The sequence below is a fragment of the Sandarakinorhabdus limnophila DSM 17366 genome (assembly GCF_000420765.1).
GTDB classification, from domain to species: domain Bacteria; phylum Pseudomonadota; class Alphaproteobacteria; order Sphingomonadales; family Sphingomonadaceae; genus Sandarakinorhabdus; species Sandarakinorhabdus limnophila.
In genome coordinates this window covers 114225-134653 of record NZ_ATVO01000010.1, presented here as the reverse complement: position 1 = coordinate 134653, position 20429 = coordinate 114225, and the positions used below count along the sequence as shown (strand labels likewise).

Genomic DNA, 20429 nt, shown 5'->3' with positions numbered 1-20429 from the left:
TCATATTCGCGCTGAACACTGCCCGTCAGCGCGACGGTCAGCGGTCGCGGCGTGATCGTGGTGAGTGGTGCGCTGGCGCTGGTCGGCAGCACATAGTTTGCCAGCAACGTGCCGGCCCCCGCCGCATAATCCGATGATCCTAGCGTCAGCGTCGTCCTCGCGCCACTGGTGACATTGGCAGAGACCAGCGTTGCCGTTTTTGCGGTCACCGTGATGACCTCATCCGCCAACAGCCCGTTCAGTTTGATATTGCTCTGGGCCAGCTCAATCGTCGTCGTGCCGTCATAAACCTTGCTGGCGCTGCCGATGAGTTCGAGCCCGAGCCGGCGTGGGGTGATTTCGGCAGCGACGGACGGCGCCGAGGCCAGTGAATAGCCGAACACTGGCTTACCTGCGCTGTCTACAGCCGAGAACGAAAGCCCGCTGATCGCAACCGTTGTTTTTGATGCATTGGCAGTTGCAAACGTGCCAGAAGGCGTCCCCGACAGGATTACAATATCGCCGTTGATACTGCCGGATACTGTACTGCCAGACAGCTTGGAAGTGAGCAACGCCGTATCGACTGTGGTCCCTCCGTCATAGACTTTCGTAATCGGAGAGGTGGACGCTGAATTGAGTTGCAGAGTAATCTGTGGCGCTATCTGATATGCAAAGCCGCTTTGGCCCGGCGCTACAAAGGTGTGGAGGTCATTTGCGGCATTTTTCGGTTTATAACCATATGCTTTGAATTGATAATTGAGAGCGCCCTGCATATCGGGCGTTGCGCCGCTGAATGGATCCGCATTGCCGCTGAAGACGCGCCAACTGCTGTTGGTGCCGATACTGGAAAGGACGCTGGCAGAATTTGATTGGTTGATGAACCGGGTGAGTGTTCCCAGACTGATATTACCTGTTGCAGTGATTTTTGTATTTGGTCCCAGGCGCAATATACCTTCCGCTCCAGCGGACACGCTTGCTAGAGGCTGTGTATCCCCCAGCCGGCCAGTAATGGCGAGATTACCATTAGCCTTTACCCGGAGATCGAAGCCGCCGTTGATGGCGCCCATGAGACGTGCTTCGGCCGGAGAGGCTGGGATCGGCAGTATGGATGTGACGGCCATTCGGTCGCCACCAAAATTCATATTGTTACCAGATGTGGTCAGTTCGAAAAAGAAAGTGCCGTTGGGCGCGCTCGCATTATTCCTGAACACGTTGAAATCGCCACTTGGGCCACCATAGCCGGCGTCGAAGCTACCAAACTGGACATTATTGTTCATCGTCTGGCCTATCAGCTCCCGGCTGTAATCGAGAGGGCCATCAGCGCTAAAATAGAAAAAAGAGAAATCTGCCTGCCCGAAACTGCCGTTTCCACTAACCGCGCCCTGTACCGTCAAATCTTCGACAATGAAACCGTTGCCGACCGTACCGACGCCCGGCACGCTGCTAAGACCCGGAAGAAGGCTGTTATCAACATTGAAAAACCCAACGGCACTGGCAGTGTTACCAAACCGCGCCCCACTCCAAGTGACCTGGAGTTCTTGGGTTGGCGCAATGCCATTGCTGACAAGCGAGCCGTTGCCGGCTGGAGCAGTTGTTACGAACTCGATGGCGCTGTCTGCCACAAGGGTGACAGTCTTTGTCAGAGACACCGCGCCGCTGGTGGCGAAGCGTAGGGTGCCGCCAGCCAGCGTAATGCTCCCGGTGCCTAACTGGGCTTCTGATCCGATCTGCAGCACGCCTGCACCGATGCGCGTCAGGCCGCCATATGTGTTGGTACCGGCGAGTATCAGATCGCCGCCACCAAGCTTGGTCAGCGATCCCGTACCGGATATAATGCCTGCGAAGCTGGCATCAGATGTCTGGTTAAAAATCAGCACGCCGTTGTTTGCAATAGCGCCGGTGCCGAAACTCGTGCTGTCACCGCTTAGCGCGCCGTCGCTGATTATGGTACCGCCGCTATAGGTATTGTCGCCTGTAAGCGTCAGATCGCCCGCGCCAAGTTTTGTGAGGGACCCGTTTCCGGTGATGTCGCCTGCGTAGCTGTCATCGTCGTCTTGGTCGAAGACCAGCGCACTGTTGTTGGTGATAGCCCCGGTACCGAAACTGGTGGTGGTGGTGCCGGTGAGCGTGCCGGCGCCGATGGTGGTGCCGCCTGAGTATGTGTTGACGCCGGTGAGCGTCACGGTGCCAGTTCCAGACTTGGCGAAGGACCCCGCGCCCGTAACCGCTCCGGAGAGGGTCTGGCTGGCAGAAGAAGCGTGATCAAAGACAGAGCCGCTGGCGATGGAGAGTGTTCCAGCGCCGGCGGTGCCGCTGTCACCGATAATGAGCCTGCCAGCGCTGATTGTGGTGCCGCCGCTATAGGTATTGGTTCCAGTAAGCGTCAAAGTGCCGGCGCCGGACTTGGTTAGTGCTGCGGTGCCAATAACGTTGCCGACGATCTGGCTGCCGATACTGGTTGAACTCAGATTGAACGTCGATGGGCTCTGCAAACACACCGCAAACGTTGCCGAAGCGGAGTTGCAGACCGAACCCACATTGATCCCGAACAGTGCCATCGATCCTGCGGTCACAGACAGACTATCGGCCACAATGGTGATTGGTGCCGCAGTGTTGCCGAAAGTTACTGCCCCCCCAGTGACGCTTACCGCGCCAAGGCTGGTCGGCCGCGAATCGGCTTCGGACAGACTACCGCCGAAATGCACGGCGTTACTGCCGGCAGCTATGGTCAAGCTCTGGGGCGATGTGTTGGTGACATTGCCAGAGATAATGACTACGTCGCCAGCCGTCAGCGTGGTATTGGAGCCAAGCTTGAGTTCGCCGCCAAAACTCTGCTTGCCAGAGGTGTTGACGATGCCGCCATTGACGCTGGTGGCGCCACTACCGGTGCTAAGTCCGGCTGCATAAACCGCGCTACCCAGCGTTGTTGTGCCTGCACCGCTAAACAACAATATGCCGAGGGGGGTCGCACTTGTACCCAACGCGCCGCTCAGGTTAGCTGCGGCAGTTCCGGAATTGATTGCGAGATTGCCGGCGACCCCGGGTAGCCGGGTAATATCGCCGGAGAGCCCAATACCGGCATTGCTCGTCGACAGAGTGATCGATGCAGCCTGGAGTGTGATTGGGCCGGATAGCGACTGGCTCCCCGTCGTGGTAACGGACGCTCCGGCCAGCTCGATACCGGCATCACCTGAGACCGACAGGCTGGACAAAGCAGCGGCGGACCCCACCGAGCCGGCGAAACTAACCTTGCCGCCGGACGAATTTATGGTCAGCCCTCGGGCGCCGTCGACCGTGCTTCCAAACAGAATATTTCCGCCGCCAAAGCTGAGCACGATACTGCCCGACTGCTCGTTCGTTACACTGCTGGTGGAGGCGTTGATGGATAAGGTGCTAAAGCCATTGGCCGCACCGCTGTCGCCGCGGTTACCCCCACGGCCGACATATTCGTCTGGAAAGAAGGAATTGAATGTGCTCAAGCCGCCGCGAAGGCCGCCGCCGCCGCCGCCTGAGGCGCCGCCGTCAATGCCTGAAGGGGTCGGTCTAAATACTCCACTGGGGTCGTCAGCAATGGACAAGAACGCGCCGGTAAACCCGGCATTGTAGCCCAACTGTCCGCCATAGGTACCGGCTGCTTGGTATTGGCCATTGTCCACGCCAAAACAGGCGTTCGGGCAGTTGTCGTGGTTGCCCGAGCCGCCGCCGCCGCCAGCACCACCCGCTATGAGAAATTGGGAACTACCCGTAATCGAGTTTGATAGTGCGAGGATTGATGCGCCGCCGCCGCCGCCGCCGCCGCCTGAAGACCCGGCACTACCCGCCGTGCCGCCGGTGCCGCCTAGACCAATGCCAAAAGCGTTTGTTCCGCCTAAACCTCCGCCAGCACTGCCACTCGAATCGGCCCCTTGTGTGCCACCGCTCCCCGGAGCCAAATATAAAACATTCCCGGCAGACACGCTAAACACCGCTGTCAATGAGCCGGCCACGCCTGTTCCGCCACCTTGGTTGCCACCATCATTTCCGCCTCTGCCGCCGCCAGCCCCAACCAAACTGGCGGTGATGCTCGTTACCCCTGTGGGCACCGTGAACGATTGCACCGAAGATGCATTGGTGAAAGTCTGGCTGATCCCGGTGCTGAGTTTGAGGTTTTGGGTCAGGCTGACTGCACCGGAGAAGATCATGTTCCCCGCCGTGGTGATGTCTGCGCCAAGGGAGGCCGGGCCAGAGACCGAGAGGCTGGCAAGGGGGCTAGTGCCACCAGTGATGCCATTAAGGTTGAGACTGCCAATATTATTCGCCGCGAGCGCGAACTGCCCATTCAAGGTTCCGTTGAGGGTGAGCGCTCCGGTGTTGGCAATAATTGTGTCGCTGGCCAGGGTGATGTTGCCGGAGTAGGTCGCAGCGCTGCTGCTGCTATTGAGGAGCGCGCCGCCGGAACTAATGCCTGTGCCATTAAGGGTTAGGGCATTCGTGTTCGTCAGAGCCGTGCCGTTGAGGTCAAGGGCAGCCCCCGCGGACACAGTGACGCTGCCATTGCCCGTGCCAAGCGCGGTCGCATTGCCCAGTTTGACGCTGCCGGCGCTAATCGTGGTGCTGCCAGAATAAGTGTTAGCGCCAGTAAGCGTCAGGGAGCCTGCGCCCAGCTTGCTCAGGCTCCCAGTTCCAGAGATTATGTCGGCATATGAAATGTTGTCCGAGCGGTTGAAGATGAGCGCACCGCCGTTCGTGACGTTACCGGTGACTGAACCGGAGGTGCCGCCGTTGCCAATCTGAAGCGTGCCGGCGCTTAGCGTGGTGCCGCCGCTGGCATCCAGCGTGCCCCTTATCTCAGTCACGCCGGCCGTCCCGGCATCCAAGACAATCTGGCCATTCTGGACCGAGACTGTCTGTGCCTGCACAAGGCCATCGACATTGATAACGGTCGCCACCGTATTTGCGGCCGCGCGCGCCGTCATCATTACGCGCCCACCGTCCGCAATCAATTTCCCGGTACTGGCTTGAAACAATCCGCCCCTCTCCCCCAAAGCGGACTGCGGGACAGCAAAGGATATGAGCTTGTCGTTCGAAAACGATACAGAGATTGCCTGTCCTGAGCCCAGTGCGATGGTGCCCATTTCCGCTTCTATCAGCCCGCTGTTTTCAACCCGGTTGCCGGCCAGAACGGCGTAGCCAGAAGTGGTTGTGATCGTACCGCCATTGACGACAGAACCAGTGCTGTCGCCAGAAAAGTCGAAAGTATTTCCAAACGCAAAGGCGTCGTCTGTCAGGCCAATTGTTGTTGCCAGAAACCCACCCACATTGACGCTGCCAGCTGATCCGATAACAACTCCCTTGGGGTTAAGGATCCAGACTTGGCCAGTGGCCGAAATCGTGCCGTCGATTTGTGTGGGAGTTATATTGGCGCTGTTTGGCAGGCCCGTGGCGGGGTCTACCGGGCCCACCACCCGATTGAGCACGATCGAACTTGCGTTCGGCTGAGCAAAGTTCAACGTGTGGCCCGAGGCCACATCCAGACTTGTCCAGTTGATAACGGCGCGCGCGTCGGTCTGGGTGATCGTTCTGCTAGTGGCCGTTGTCGCTATCATGGTGTTGATACCGTTGGCGGTCACAATTTCATTTGCGTGCGCGGCGGACATGGCCAAGCCGCTGGCGGCACCAAGGAGCATCAAGCGAAAGCGTTGGGGCAAAACCATCAGAACATTACCAAGACGTTGAGGTTGAACCGGGCGGAAATATCTTCCTCTGCAACAAGCTTGCGGCGTGCCTGAGCGCCCTGCAGATCGACGTTGAAGCGGCCAAGCATCAGCAATCGCACACCCAATCCCAGCGAGGTGATCTGGTTGACCAGCTTGTCCGAAGTGGTGGAGGCGAGCGTGGTTCCCCGCGCGATGTCGGCAAATCCGTACAGCTGAACACCCTCGATCAGTTTTTCAGCGGCCAAAGGGAGCGCGTAACGCAACTCACCTGACAGGCCGATGCCACGCTCACCAGTGATCACGGAAGGATCATAACCGCGGCCAATGGCGGGCCCGCCAAAACTAATCAGTTCTCCAGATGCCAGCCGGTCGGTTGAATACTGGCCCTGGAGATTGAGCTGTGCGCTCAAGCGCGGCGTAAGGCGCTGGTTACGCGCCAAGGAGTAAACGATACGTAGAAATCGGGGCTCGAAGCCAGCTACAGAAGCCAGCGGCGCGGCTGCATCGTTTGCCCCCAGTATAAGAAGCCCTTGGAAAAGGGAGACCGACAAGTTGGTGTCACCATTCAGCCAGTTTGCCTGTTGCCAGCTCAACGTTTCCTCGGCAACGGTGCTGCGGTCGTCAGATAGCGGTTCTCCCAGAATGCTGGTCTCGTTGCGGTTCAGCGCAACGCCCAGATCAAGATAGACGGAGTTTGTGCGGCTCCGCATGAGCGGCATTCGAAGCCGGCCGTTGAATGACATGACACGGCTGCGCACATCCAGATCCTTGATCTGGCCTCCTGGTCGCGCATAGGCAAAAAGCCCGCCAACGCTGCCCACAATGCCGTGGGCGCCAATGGGCATGGCATAACGCGCGCTCACCGAACGCAATTCCCGCAATTGCTGTCCTGCGGAAGAAAACGTGAGATCGAGCGCGCCCGGCCGGTTGAATGGCTGTGAAATCGTTGCACCAAGCGAATAGGTTAGCGGCCCAACAAGCTCTGCCGATGTGTTTGAAAATGTTGCTCGATACTGGTTGGGCACCTTAACGGCAGACACAACAAGTTCGGAACTTCCGAGTGCCCCCCCCTGCTGCAACACTGTCGTGCCGGCCAGGCCCGGTATGTCGTTGATCAACAACATATGACGTTCGAGGCTGCTGAACCGCGCGGGCCGTTCTTTGGGAACTGACGCCATCAATGTTTCAATCAACCGCGTCGACGATGGATTGGGACCATCGACGAAAACATCGCCAATATAACCCTCAACCACCTGCACTTGTAGCGTTCCGCCTGCGACTTGTTGCGGCGGCACAAATACACGGGTCAGGAAAAAACCTTCGGAACGATAAAGATCTTCCAGCTTTTGCGCTGCGTCGCGTAAGTCCTGAAGAACAATCTTACGTCCAACCAGCGACGCAAAAAGGGCATCAACTTCGGATTTTGGAAAATGGGTGGCTCCGCTTACGCGGACAAGTGAGATGGAAAATTCGATTTCATCAACCGCTCTTGGCACAGCTGACTTTTCGGGGCTTTGGATACGAAAATCATACTTGAGGGACGGCAGCGGCAATGGCGCCACGCGTTGACGGGAAATGTCGCTTTGCGACGGCAGCACGACTTGCGCATCAGCCGCTCCTGCCGAGAAAAGGGCAAAACCGGCAATAGCGGCAACCGCCGCGGGCAGGCGTTGGCCCCCCAGCTGTGTGGGATGTTTACTTGTCATCCATCACCACACGCGCCGAAATGATGTTTTTGCTGATCCGTCCAATGTGGAATTGAACAATCGGATCGTTGGGGAATGCTGCAGCGATGTCGTCAAAGGCTGCCTTCGCTCCCTCGCATTCCTTCGTTAGCAGCTTATACGCTTCGTCATATTTTTGGATCAACTTGGGATGGTCAGTTTCTGCGATAGGATTGTAAAGTGCTGAAGCAGTGGTCTTTCCTTTAAGAACAATATCACCAATTTGTCGAAAATTCACATTTGGGCATAGATCAACAGTATCGCTGGTGCAGCAAATGCGTGTGCCGAAATATTTATTGACACCTTCTGTGCGAGCTGCCGTGTTGACTGTGTCACCAAGCGCCGTGAAATCCATGCGGGCATGAGAACCGAAATTTCCGATAACAGCATATCCGGTATGGACACCGATACGCGTCACGCCGATTGGAATGTCGCGTGAATTGCAATCTTTGCGAAATTTTTCGGCGTATGCGTCAAGTTCAAGTGCACAACGAACTGCGCGTTCGGCATGATCAGGTTGCCGGATCGGTGCATTGAAGATGGCCATGATCGCGTCGCCAATGAATTTGTCGATCGTTCCTTCGTATCTCAGGATTATTTCGCATGCGCCGTCGAGATAATCATTTAGGACGTTGGAGAGATCTTCGGCCTTCATCTGCTCCGACGTGGTCGTGAATCCGGCGATGTCAGTGAAGATGAATGTTGCTTCCTGGCGTTCGCCCGAAATGGTCACGGACGTCGGATCTTTCACAAGCTTGTCGACAATCGCCGGAGAGACATAGCGCGAGAACGTCCCCTGCACGAACTCGCGCTGCTTGCGCTCTGCCCGGCCAATGAAGACGTCCATCATCCAGATCGACAAGGCAAATGCGATGCTTGGCCCGATAATGGGCAGCATTGGCAAGCCATAGCCAAAGCCAATGATCGCCCCGACCCAATAGGATGCGAGGATGGCCACGCCAACGCCGACATTGAAGATGATGCCGCGCTTGAAGAGGCTGACGGCGACGCCCAGTGCAGCGAACAGCGCGGATAATGCGATAACGCCGCCAAGCGTCATTCGAGGCGGAGCGCGATTTTCGAGCAGCTGGCTGATGCCGTGCGCTTGAACGAACACGCCCGGCATATTGCCTTGATCGCCATCATCAATGATCGACATTGGCGTCATGTGGCGATCGGTGATGGACAGCGTCGCACCAATCAGAACGATCTTTCCGCGGAAAAATTCATCTGGCAGGATCGACACAAATTGCGCGGGGAAGGATGGAAAGGGCAGGCTTTCCGCGTCAGGGCGAGGGCGCCACGCAATCTCGACGGGCGTAAGTGGCGCCGTGCCACCAAAGAGCGTGACGGCCTTCCGAACAAAGCCAGCAGGGTGACTGGCCGTGTCCACCATGCGGCCATTTTTCAGTTCGCCACCAGGATTGATCCTGCGGATCAGTGTATCAAATGGATCCGACAGCAAATTTGCCTCTGCCCGTTGATTTGCAGGAACAAAATCATTGAGAAAGGCCAATTGTTCAGGGGTCACAATATTTGGGGAAGAGGTGTAACTTACAAAAAGCGGTGTCGGCGTCGTCGCCAGGACCTGCTTGAGACGTGCGTCCTTTGTGGCCTCTGTCGGCTGGTCGATGATAATGTCGACGCCGATTACCCGTGCTCCCTTTGCCGACACTTGGCTGATAACATCGGCCAGAAAGCCACGGTCAACCGGCGAGCGATACGGGAAGGCGGTCAACGTATCTTCATTGATCGCGACCACCACAATGTCATTTGAGGGCGCTATCGCTGGCTGCATTGCGGCGACGCGAATGTCGGCCACCTTGTTCTCAAGGTTTGTCAGCGGCGCCAGAAAGCGCACCGCACAAATGGCAGCCACCGCAGCAAAAATGGCGATCAGGGCTGCGGACAACGCCTGCTTCTGCGCCTTGCTCATTGCGGCGCCTTCCCAGCGTCGACCATTGGCGCAGGCGTCGTTACTTCTGGGGTGTCACGGCTTAAAACTTGGAGAGGCGCAGCGCCTTGCCCATCGATATTCGATTGGATCTGGCGAAAATATGCATCGGCCTGCTGCACGCAGGCCTTCTCAAGCATCCAGGAACTCAGGACGAGAGGATCGACGACATCAGCGGGGATGACATTGAGACTGATGGCGTTATCTTGCCCGGGCACCTGGATGAGAAAGGTTTTTACACCATCCAGCTTGGCAAGATCGGGCGCGGCCATTTGGGTCTGCCCCTTTTGCCACACAAAATCGGCGCGCCACGAGCGGTCGATCGGATAGACAGTGAACTTCGTCTCCCCAGAACCGTCAGGCCGCCACCAAATGGGTCGCTGGCCCTCGCGAATACAGCGCGCACCCGATCTTGAAACATCGATGAGCCACGGATCTGGCAGCGGCGCGGCATTTGCACCGGACCGGATCGCCCCGACTTTGCTTGCACGGTCGTTTCGCGTTGAAATGAGTGCGGCAAGCGCAAGCCGAGGATTCTGGCTTGCGCCACCAGCCTTCGTCAGCACGCCCGCATAGGTCCCGCGCAGCGTTACAGCCTGACCGTCAGCACCAATAAGGGTAACGCGTTCCCCGTCCTTCAGATCAATTGTTGCCGCGCTGTCCAGGCGCATGCCCGGTCGAAGACCAGCGCCTCGCGCTTCGACGACGATCATCGGAGCCGCGAGGGACTGTGAAGCGATCATGAGACCGCCCACGAGCAGACCAAGGCTGGTGCCACGCTTCATTGGCGCTGTTCTTCATCAAGGGGCTTTATGGCGCCGTCACCCATCAAGACAAATGCCGCCCAGAAGAACGGGTGCGCAAATCCGGGGGCCTTCGAAAGGCTCAATTGGGCTGTTCGCAAGGCCGTATCAACGGACATGTTCGGGGTCTTGGAAAGGGTAGCGAACATGGACGACATAAGTGCGCCAGTCGCCGCCGAAGGCACCTGCCAGTGACTCACCAGCAGGCTCTTTGCGCCAGCCCGAAAGAATGAGGCTGCCAGGCCAGACAGCGACTGCCCGCCATCAGCCTTCCCGGAAGCCGCCGTGTTGCAGGCCGACAGCACAACCAGATCGGCCGTCATCGGCAAGGCTGCGATCTCACTCGCGTCAAAAAGTCCATCGCCAAAATGGGTTTCTGCCGGTTCGCTTGGCGGCGTCAGCACGATCCCGGGCTGCGATTGGCAGCGGATTTCCCCGGGCAAGAGGCCATGTGTCGCGAAATACAGAATTCGATAATCAGCCAGATTGCGCTCGCGCAGCGTGGGTTCGGTTGCCTGCCCGCCCAAAAGAATATCGCTTGCGTTTCCACCCAGCGCTTTGGAAACATTATAAATTTCGTTGGCCGTATCCGGAAGGGAGGCAAGCGAGCGGAGCAATGCTGGCGGGATGATGTCGCCCGACTGGCAGCTGCTGATTACGCTGGCGAACGCAGCTTCCTGTGCCGCGACCCGTTGCAGCGGTGCCAGCACCGGATTGCCCACAGCAAGCAATTTGCGGGCATGCTGGCCGACAGAGCGCGTCGATCGCAAATTCACAAAGGAGGTGATCGTCGGACTATAGGAAATATCAAAATCATTGGTCAGCCAATGGGCTGAAACATATTGGCCGAGCGCGGGCGGCTTCGTTACCAGTACCCCAAATGGCAGATTGGCCAATGCCCCTGCCGGAACAATCACAAGCCGCTTTAAGTCGGCGATCTCGTCTTTCAATCCGGCAAAAAGTTCTTGATACAAACCATGTGCAGCATCCAAGTCAAAATCATTGACTGATGACCCTTCGATCTCCAGGCCGCGCCTCAGGCGCGCCACAACCGTCTCGAGTGCTGCGCTTCCAACGGGAACCGGTGCAACTATGGTCTTGTTCCTGGTTACAAGCTGGACGAATGATGTCTTTTTCCCAACAAGGTAAACAAGCATCCCTTCATCAACACCAAGACGCCCGCGCAGCTGGTCCAAATTCGGGCCCTTTGCATCGGTCAGAGACGAAAAATCGGGAAACTTGTCGACGATGTTTTTACGCACTTCGGCGATGATTTTGCCCTGCGCCGTAATCTCGGTCGAATATTGTTCTTCGGCTTCTGCGCTGCGGTCCTCAACTGATCGGGCTTGCTCGGTTGCCAGTTGCAGACGCTGCCCAGCTTCCTTCTGCATTGCGCTATCCAGGCGTTGCAGCAGATCTGAAAGTCCCGGCGTTTGTGTCGATAACCGCGCCGACGTCAGGGCCATTGTCCGGTCAAAAACCGGGGAACTGACCATTTGAAAGGCATCGAACACCTCGGTGAACAGACCAAGCTTTGCCGAAGGGTCGCTGTAGCGTGCCGCTTCCTCAACAACGGCTTCGGCAAACGGAATGATGTCGTCTGCACGGATCGGAGCCGTGTCTCTTGGCAATGTCTTTGCAATCGCGATTGCTTCGCGAAACACAATGATGGCCGAAACATTCATATGCTCAGCCTGATAGGCCCGCCCAAGTGCGACGCGCGCCTGAAGGGTGGCCAATCCTTCCCCAAAGGCCTGTTTGCGCAGGTCTATCGCTTTCTTGAGATAGGCTTCGGCTGCTGAAAGGCGGCCCTGTGCGCTGCTCACGTTGCCAAGCGTGACAAGCGTATCGCTTTCCCACCACGATGGCTCACCATCAACGCGCTTGATGATCAGAGCAGCCTCGGCGGCACTGGCATAGGCGCCGGTGACGTCGCCAGTGCGCAGCAACATTCCTGCTTCCAGGTTCAGCGCCATGGCCAGTTCAGCTTCGAACCCATTGGTCATGCCCGGCAATTGCGACAAGGATCGCGAACCCGTGCCCGCGGCTTGCGCGACGATATCGCGCCATTGCGCCGCCGCCGCGCGTGCGAGCACCAGCGCTTCTTCAAAGCCCCCCTTATTGGCGGCGACAAAGGCCTGATACCCACTCATGCGCGCGCGGTCTGCAGGCTTGGGGGACTTTTCCACGATCGGAGCGGCGCGCCGGATCAAGGCCTCGGCTTCGTCATGGCGTCCCTGATTGCTGACGGTGACTGCAAGGTCCAGCAACACATCGTTCGTCGCCATATCGTCTTCGCCATAGAGGCGGACTTGCAGTTCCAGCGCCTTGCGAAATTCTCGTTCGGCAGCCGCAAAGGCAGACTGTCCAGCAGACGCACGCGCATTGCTCAGATAGCCTGCGATTTTCTCTTTCTCCGCCGCGCTGCCGATGGCGATCGGGGTAGACCAAAGCGAGCGGACTTGTTCTGCTTGCTGCGTTCTCGAGGTTGTCGAAGCTTCCAATCCCGACAATTGGCGCAGGACGGGATAGGCCGATGCTGGACCTTCAGCAACGCGCAGCACATTGGAAGCTGCACTCACCATCACCAAGGTTGGCCAACCATCCCGCCGGTGCCGACAGGGGAACGCGAGGACACCCCCTTGTGCATCGCCAGCAGTCAGAGATTTTGGCGGTTCACAATCGAGTTTGGATCCCATCGACACAAATTGACGGCTCGACCGAAACACATCTGCCAAACTGCCTGCGCTGGTCGACATGAGGGAATAGCTCAGGCTCCCGACCGCGACGCCTTCGCATGTGATGCTCAGATCATGAGGAAGCAATCGGGATGCCGGGGCTTCAGGGCGTTCCTGCGCCACGCAGCGCTCGCCCAAGATCGTCTCGACCAGTTGCGTTGCCAACGCTGGCTGGTTTTGCGTGCTTGAACCATTCGAAGGCACAGTCTTGCCTACGCTGGCGTCTGCGCAGTTGGATGATGCCTGCTTGCCGGCCATTTTGCCCTTTGTCACGGCGGCGTCGGCGCAGGATTGTGCTGCACGGGCTTCCACGTCAGACAACGGGAGTTTTGGAGCGCCAAGTGACGACGCTGCGGCAAGCAATGTAAAAGAAAGGAATACGCCAGAAAGCAGGGCAACACGGGGCGAGACGAGGCACCGTGCATCGGCGACTCGCACACCAAAATTCTGAACTAGAGTACGCACGGTTGGCTAGTAACCGGATTGGCTATTGCAGACACAGTCAACCGAAACCAGTTTCGGCAGTATTGTCTTTCCTGCAGGGCTGTTCTTGCGAATCCGGAACCGAAATTCACTCGCCGGTTCCGACGGTGGCGCTGTTGAAGCCGACCCAGAAAAATTGTTTTTATTCGGTCGGATAAGTCCAGATAAGGCGATGCCGCGATAGCGCCCTTGTTCGCGCTCGGGCCCACATAAACAGGTCGCCTATGCCAGCCGTTTTGTTTCATACCGAAAACGGTGTTTGTTTTGTGGAAGTGTCTGGATGACCCGCACCCCCTCGATCGTGCCAACATCGGTGCCGTCCAGAACCGGCAGGAGACGACGGTGAACAACCTGTCGGCGAAGAGCACCAATCTGCAGGTTTCGCGCAGCTGGGTCGAGGATGCGGATTTTGCTCAGAAATCCAACAGCTTGTCTAAAGGCTTTATGCTCAACCAGGCCGCGCAGGCGATGCTGCCGCGGGCCGAGCAGTGGGCCAGCATGTCACGCAGTTGCTGCAGTAGGGCCGGAGGGCCATCTCTCAATGATTGGGGCTCGTCAGCAACGGCGGCGTCGGGAAAGGGTCGCCCCTTTTCATTTGCCATATATCTTTTGCGTCTGCGGTTTACGCGCCGCCCCTCGCTTGCTATCGGGCCCCTTCCAGTGCGCGGAGCGGTGGCCGAGTGGTCGAAGGCGCACGCCTGGAAAGTGTGTATGGGTCAAAAGCTCATCGAGGGTTCGAATCCCTCCCGCTCCGCCAATATGCATTGAATATAAATGATAATAAGCCCTGAAGGGCTACGGTTACCATAACCGCTCCCCGATGGGGCATCCGCTTGGCCAGGCGTCACCGCAGTCGCCAACTTACAAAGGGCTTGGCCCTATCTGCGAAGCGGCTCTCAAAGGCGAATGCCATAATCTGAGAACCGGGGGGTACAGGTCCGAGCGTCGCGTGATTGTCACGGGCTACTCCCGCACGATCTCCTTGATCGACTTGCCCTTGACGAAAAACTCGCGCCGGATCCGCGCCACCGTCTCCACGACCAGCATCCCCTTCACCAGCTCCCGCGCAAAGCACGAGAGACTGAACCAAGCCAGTTCAGGGGGCCAATTTTGGACGCCGATCACCCCTCAACAGGGGTCAATATTCCATGCCGATTCACACCTAAAGTCCTAGAAAACCGACATTCTGCCCGACCGAACCCCGTCTTTCGAGGTTCGGTCGACACGCTGATCTGGCTGGAGGCAAAGACCTACGCCAATGGCGTAGTCGGGATTGTGTCAAACGCAGCGGCGATGGCTCGCAGCAAAGCTATGTTTTCCAGCTCGCGGTTGGTGCCCTCTTCCATGGTAGTGCCGTAGGCCGGATTGGCTGAGAGCTTGACGATGGTCACCCCGCGCGACGGATCAACATAGACGAGCTGATTGTAGATGCCGATCGCGCTGAACTCGCCCCGCTCACCATCGGGCAGCCACCATTGATAACCATAGCCCAGGTCGAAGCTGTGATCGGCGAGGATCGGCTGGCCCGGTTGCAGGTGTGGCGCATCTGCGCGCAGCGAGGCTTTGACCCAGTCTTCCGGCACAATTTGTCGCCGGTTCAACAGTCCGCTATTCCTGTACAACTCGCCCAGCTTGGCGAAATCGCGCGCGGTCATGTTTAGCCCGCCAAAGGCCATTTCCATGCCCGTCCCGTCAACTAGCCAATAAGCATCCGCTTCAAAGCCGAGGGGCTCGACCAGCTTTTCATGCATGTAATCTGTCAGCGAACGACCCGTCGCCTTGACCAGCAGTGCGCCCAGCGCCTGCGTTTCGCCGCTGTTGTAGCGACACACAGTGCCTGGCTTGGATTCCGGCACCATGGTCGCGACGAACGTGTCGAGCGTCATCACACCCGCCATGGTCGCGCCCAGCCGCATCACATCGGACCCGGGGTCTGAGTAATCCTCACTCCATCGCGCGCCCGATGACATTTGCAGCACATCCCTGATGCTGACGCCATCATAGGCAGAACCCGGCTCGACGGTGACATAGTCGCTAATTGCTTCATCGATGCTGCGGATTGCGCCATCAGCCAAGGCTATGCCCACGAGCGCCGAGATGAAGCTCTTGGCTACAGACCAACTAATCCACTGCACATCGCGCCCGCCTGTCAGGCGGTAAAGCTCGTGCACGACAGCGCCGTCCTTCAGAACCAGTACGGCAGATGTGTCGGTGTCCGCCAGAAAGGCCTCGGTAGATTTTTCCTCCCCCTCGAACCTGTAGGTTTTTGGTAGAGCGATTGCAGGACCATCGGCAAATGCGTATGGCGCGGAAGATGCAGCCATGCATGAAACGGGCAGGATGTCCTTGTATCGGCAGAAATTGCCATATTGTGCCTGTCCGGTGAAGAGCGCTAGCTCAATCATGTTCACTTGTGTCATGTGACTAAGCTCCTTTAAGTATTAAATCGTCGACACTGAGCAGTCGGTGAGATGCCCTGCGCACATGCTCGGCATTCATCGGGCAGAGCCCCAAATGCCGGAAAAAGGTTGCTCCGAATGCCATGGCGACAGCAGAGAATGCGCGGTCCCGTGGATCAGGCCCGTCGATCAGCGCCGCTATCTCGAAGATTACTCGGTCATAGATCGCGGCCAACCGCGCACGCAGCGCAGCATCGCGCAGCGACAATTGCCAAAGCTCCATAATCACGATGTTCGTCGTATCGTCGGCAAAGATCTGGTCGAGCACGATGTCGAGCGCTTGACCGGCTGATCCATCCTTGGGCAGTTGCCGAAATTGAGCCTCGCCGCGTTCGAGCAGCCGATCGATCAGCGCGCTCACCATGTCGGCGCGGTTGCCGATAAAATAGCGGACCAAGGGCCGCGGTTGACCCGCCGCTTCGGCAACATCGCTTAACGTGGTCTTTGCGAAGCCTTTGCGCACCACGCAGGCTTCGAAGGCTGCCAGAGTTTCATCGCGCCTTTCATCGTCGATCCGCCGACCGGCCATAGCAACCTCCTTCTGACTAATCTTGTCATTTTTGACAATTTATTGCCAAGCAGGAGGAAGTCAATTGGATGAATGCGGGCCTACAGAATGAACGGCGGGGGGCTTGATGGTGCAATAGGCATGCGAACGGCTGAGGCTACGATAATGGTCGCTTCTAGCGGAAGCTCCATGAGCAAAATCGCGAGCAATATAATTTAATATCACAGCCTTACCAGAAAGAGCATTTGTTCGCAGGCTCTTGCCCACCGCCAAATTATTGTTATCATTATAGATTTTACTGATGGAGGGATTTTCCCCGTTTTCCGTGACTTTGCACTGTCAAACTCACCGGAGCCTGCGCTTTGAAGTCATTTGAGCCCTCAACTGGGCCCGTTTCTCAGTCGCCCGATTTGCCGCTGAGGAGTTGATCTTGTTGGTCAGCGTTGCGCGGTGGCAACGCTGAGCAGCCGATGCTGCTGCGCCCAGAAAGGCGCCATGAGCTTCACGTCGTTCACCGGCGAAGTTTCTCGCCACTGTCACCATCAAACCTGCAGCATCTCAGGGCTTTGTCCTGAGGTGAAAGGACCGCTAAATGCGAGTGGTTTGCAAGGAGGCCCATGCGTGGACGCAAGTGATGACATCGACCCGCATTGGGCACCGCGGCCTGATGCTCTGCCCGACTGGTTTCGTGAAGCACTCGCCGTGCCACGCGAGGAAGGCTTCATCGACGTCGCGGGAACGCGCATCCATTATTTTCGGTGGGGCGACCCCTCGCATCCCCCGATCCTGATGACGCATGGCTTTCTGGCGCATGCGCGGTGCTTTGCATTCATCGCACCGTTTCTGGCTGGGGACCGTCACGTCATCGCCTATGACCTGTCGGGAATGGGCGATAGCGCCAACCGGCCGGGGTGCGACGCGCAGGCGCGCGGCGCAGAGATGGTCGGGGTTGCCGAGGCGCTTGGGCTGTTCGATGGACTGGCCAAGCCTGTCATCATTGCGCACAGCTTTGGCGCTTCGGTCGGCTTGACCGCGATGGCGTTGGCCGCGGAACGATTTTCCGGCTTGATCCTGTGCGATATGATGGTTCTGCGACCCGAGGTGCTGGAGGAGCGGAACCGGCAAGGAAACGGGCGTCCGGGCTCGGGCGACCCCAACAAGCCCCAACGCCGCTATCCGGACTATTCCACCGCGCGCAGCCGATACGTGCTTTCCCCGCCGCAGCCTGTCGGTGAGCCATTTCTGATGGATTACATGGCCTTTCACTCGCTGCGCCGGAGCGGCGAGGAATGGACCTGGAAGTTTGATCCCGAAGTTTTCCGTCAGAATGACGCGGAGCCGGGGTGGCATGAGATGGGCAAGCGCCTTGTTGCCGTTCCGGGCCGCAAGGCCATCGTGTATGGCGCGGAAAGCCTTTTGTTCACACCGGGCTCGGCTGAATATGTCCGGCAATTGGGCGGTGCCGATATTCCGATCATCGCTGTTCCGCAGGCGCGCCACCACCTCATGCTCGATCAGCCGCTGGCGTTTGTCACGGCGCTGCGCACAATCGTCGAGATTTGGCAGACCAGCGAAAATACGTTCCGAACCTTGTAACGACTTTACTCAGTTCGATGACGTCGAGTGCAAGAAGGCCGAAGCGGGATCGCCTAGACCTTATGCGCCAAGTTCGCTTGTAAAACGGATTGTGCCATGGGCAAGGCCATCGAGGCGGAACCGACTGCTGGTGTCAATGATCGTGTGTCCTTGATACCAGGCCGCTGCAAGGGCGGGCTGAACGATCAGTGCAGCCCCGTCTCGTGCCGTCCGACAACCATGTGGTGCACCTCGTCCGGACCATCGGCAAAGCGCAGGTGGCGAACGTCGGCATAGAGTTCGGCCAGCGGTGTCCATTGCGAAATGCCGGCGGCACCGTGGATCTGGATTGCCTGGTCGATGATCTGGCAGGTCTTTTCCGGCACCATCGCTTTCACCATGCTCACCCATACCCGCGCCTCGCGGTTGCCGAGCACGTCCATCGCCTTGGCAGCCTTCAGCACCATCAACCGCATCGCCTCGATCTCGATGCGGGCGCGGGCGATCAGTTCCAGATTCTTGCCCAGCATGATCAGCGGGCGGCCAAACGCTTCGCGAGAATTGCCGCGTTTCACCATGTAATCCAGCGCGATCTCGGCCTTGCCGATGGTGCGCATGCAGTGGTGGATACGGCCCGGCCCCAGCCGCACTTGTGAAATCTCGAACCCGCGGCCTTCCCCGAGCAGGATGTTTTCATACGGCACCCGGACATTTTCAAAGCGCAGATGCATGTGGCCGCGCGGCGCGTGATCTTCGCTGAACACATGCATCGGCCCCAGGATCTTCACGCCGGGCGTGTCCATCGGCACCAGTATCTGGGATTGCTGGCTGCTCGCCGGGCCATCGTCGCTGGTGCGCACCATCACGATCATCACCTTGCAGCGCGGATCACCGGCACCCGAGATATAGAATTTCTCGCCGTTGATCACCCAATCCTTGCCATCACGCACGGCGCGGGTGCGGATGTTCTTGGCATCAGACGAGGCCACATCAGGCTCGGTCATGGCATAGGCCGAGCGGATTTCACCGGCGAGCAGGGGCTCCAGCCAGTGCTGCTTCTGCTCGTTCGTGCCAACCCGTTCCAACACTTCCATGTTGCCGGTATCGGGCGCCGAGCAGTTCAATGATTCCGATGCCAGCGGCACCTTGCCCAGTTCGGCGGCGATATAGGCATAATCCAGATTGCTCAGCCCCTCGCCGGTTTCGGCATTGGGCAGGAAGAAATTCCAGAGGCCCGCCGCCTTGGCCTTGTCCTTCGCCGTCTGCAGCAATTCCAGCTGCCCCGGCGCCCAGCTCCAACGATCGGCCCGGCCCTTGCCCAGCTCTTCGAACTCCTCCGCAATCGGCACGACATTGTCGTTGATGTGACGGACAACGGCATCGAACAGCGGCCGCGCCTTTTCCGACATGCGCAGATCGTTCATCTCGGGATTGGTGAAGATAATGGTCATCGTTTCAGGTCCTCTTGTCCGCCCACATGCTTGCCGTCACGCCACGGGGGCGCAAGCCCACAATTTGCGAGGGCCACCGGCCTTCGCGTCACGCTCCAATGCGTTACCGATTTGCGATCGGATAAAGTGTCAGCATCGTCATCCGATCATTGACCGGAAAGCGGCGGAAAATGAACCCGCGGCCTTCCAGGTCGTCAGACTGGATGCCCTTGATGGCGGTTCTTGTGTCTTCAAGGTCGCTCGTCGAAAGCCACGGCGCCTGCGGCGGGGCACCATTGCGGCAGCAGTGAGCACCGTAAAGCCTTGTGTCACGCGGCATCATCGCAAGAAGCCTGTCGATGGTCGTGACATAGGTTGAAAGGCTGGAGTCCGGCGCGAAGGCATAGAGCGTCGTCGGGTAGAGGAAATCACCGGTATAGAGGCGCTTGCCGGCCGGCTCCCAGACCGAAACCAAATTCGTGGTATGGCCGGGCGTAGACAGGATGGTGACGGAACGCCCGCCAAGATCAATCGTTTCGCCGGGCTTGATCCATTGTGCCACCGTGAAGTCGACCGGTTCCGGGCGGGCGTACTGGTAGCGGCCCAGACGCACATCATTGCCCTGCGCCCGGGCACGCGTTTCCGGCAGGTCGATCAGTGCGATATCGCGAAAGAAACCGAGACCGTTGGTGTGGTCGTGATGCAGGTGGCTGGGAACGACGGTAACCGGCAGCGCCGTGAGGCCATCAATGACGGGGCGGATGTCGTGATTGCGGGTTGCACCGCTGTCGACCAGGAGCGCGCGGCGATTGCCGACCAGCAGATATTCGTAGTTGTCGGGATCGGCGGCGGGCTCGCCGATCGCCCAAGTGCCCGGGGCAATCTTCTCGACACGCCAATGCCCGTCGATGACCGTTCCTGCGGCCCTGCCAGGCAGTGGCCGGAACTGCGCCGGATTGGCCGGCGCAGGCATGATGTTCGTTTCGAGCGTGGCAGCGGCCATGGTCAGTTCGGCGAAGGCAAAAGGCGCCAGCGCAATAAGCAAAGCCGCCGCACCCGCAGCGACAGCCAACTAGCCAA

General features: G+C 58.4%; 10 protein-coding genes, 1 tRNA gene and 1 pseudogene. 3 read left to right on the top strand and 9 right to left on the bottom strand.

Going from position 1 to position 20429, the window contains the following annotated elements; translation table 11 throughout:
- From G566_RS0112915 to G566_RS0112895, 5 genes are all read right to left on the bottom strand, one after another.
- The coding region (locus tag G566_RS0112915) for an autotransporter-associated beta strand repeat-containing protein (RefSeq protein WP_169522870.1) at positions 1–5645 on the bottom strand (5645 nt) is incomplete at its 3' end.
- 26 nt (positions 5646–5671) lie between these two features.
- Positions 5672–7381 carry a ShlB/FhaC/HecB family hemolysin secretion/activation protein gene (locus G566_RS14505; protein WP_084706878.1) on the bottom strand — a complete coding sequence of 570 codons (1710 nt, stop codon included), beginning with the start codon at positions 7379–7381 and terminating at the stop codon, positions 5672–5674.
- Positions 7371–9335 (bottom strand): adenylate/guanylate cyclase domain-containing protein, encoded by a 1965-nt coding sequence (locus tag G566_RS0112905; protein ID WP_022681085.1) that lies wholly within the window; start codon positions 9333–9335, stop codon positions 7371–7373. The genes G566_RS14505 and G566_RS0112905 overlap by 11 nt, the downstream gene beginning before the upstream one ends.
- Positions 9332–10138 (bottom strand): hypothetical protein, encoded by an 807-nt coding sequence (locus G566_RS0112900; RefSeq protein ID WP_022681084.1) that lies wholly within the window; start codon positions 10136–10138, stop codon positions 9332–9334. The genes G566_RS0112905 and G566_RS0112900 overlap by 4 nt, the downstream gene beginning before the upstream one ends.
- Positions 10135–13206: a CHAT domain-containing protein gene (locus G566_RS0112895; RefSeq protein ID WP_084706877.1), complete on the bottom strand. Its 3072-nt coding sequence runs from the start codon at positions 13204–13206 to the stop codon at positions 10135–10137. Before G566_RS0112895 ends, G566_RS0112900 begins: the two co-directional genes overlap by 4 nt.
- Positions 13207–13632: 426 nt before the next feature.
- Between G566_RS0112895 and G566_RS15950 the strand changes: the two are divergent.
- Positions 13633–13857 (top strand): annotated as a pseudogene (locus tag G566_RS15950) (flagellin); the annotation flags it as partial.
- A gap of 186 nt (positions 13858–14043) precedes the next feature.
- A tRNA-Ser gene (locus G566_RS0112890) sits at positions 14044–14134 on the top strand.
- Between the two features lie 493 nt (positions 14135–14627).
- Here G566_RS0112890 and G566_RS14500 read toward each other — a convergent pair.
- Entirely contained in the window at positions 14628–15797 is a 1170-nt protein-coding gene (locus G566_RS14500) for a serine hydrolase domain-containing protein (protein WP_022681082.1), read from the bottom strand.
- Between the two features lie 4 nt (positions 15798–15801).
- Positions 15802–16365 (bottom strand): TetR/AcrR family transcriptional regulator, encoded by a 564-nt coding sequence (locus G566_RS14930; RefSeq protein WP_022681081.1) that lies wholly within the window; start codon positions 16363–16365, stop codon positions 15802–15804.
- 600 nt (positions 16366–16965) lie between these two features.
- Here G566_RS14930 and G566_RS14490 point away from each other — a divergent pair.
- Positions 16966–17940 (top strand): alpha/beta fold hydrolase, encoded by a 975-nt coding sequence (locus tag G566_RS14490; RefSeq protein WP_022681080.1) that lies wholly within the window; start codon positions 16966–16968, stop codon positions 17938–17940.
- Between the two features lie 185 nt (positions 17941–18125).
- Here G566_RS14490 and G566_RS0112865 read toward each other — a convergent pair whose 3' ends face one another.
- Complete coding sequence (locus tag G566_RS0112865) at positions 18126–19370, bottom strand: acyl-CoA dehydrogenase family protein (RefSeq protein WP_022681079.1); 1245 nt, start codon at positions 19368–19370, stop codon at positions 18126–18128.
- Positions 19371–19473: 103 nt separating this feature from the next.
- Positions 19474–20421, bottom strand: coding sequence for an MBL fold metallo-hydrolase (locus tag G566_RS0112860; RefSeq protein ID WP_156874530.1), 948 nt, complete (start codon positions 20419–20421; stop codon positions 19474–19476).
- Positions 20422–20429 lie beyond the last annotated feature (8 nt).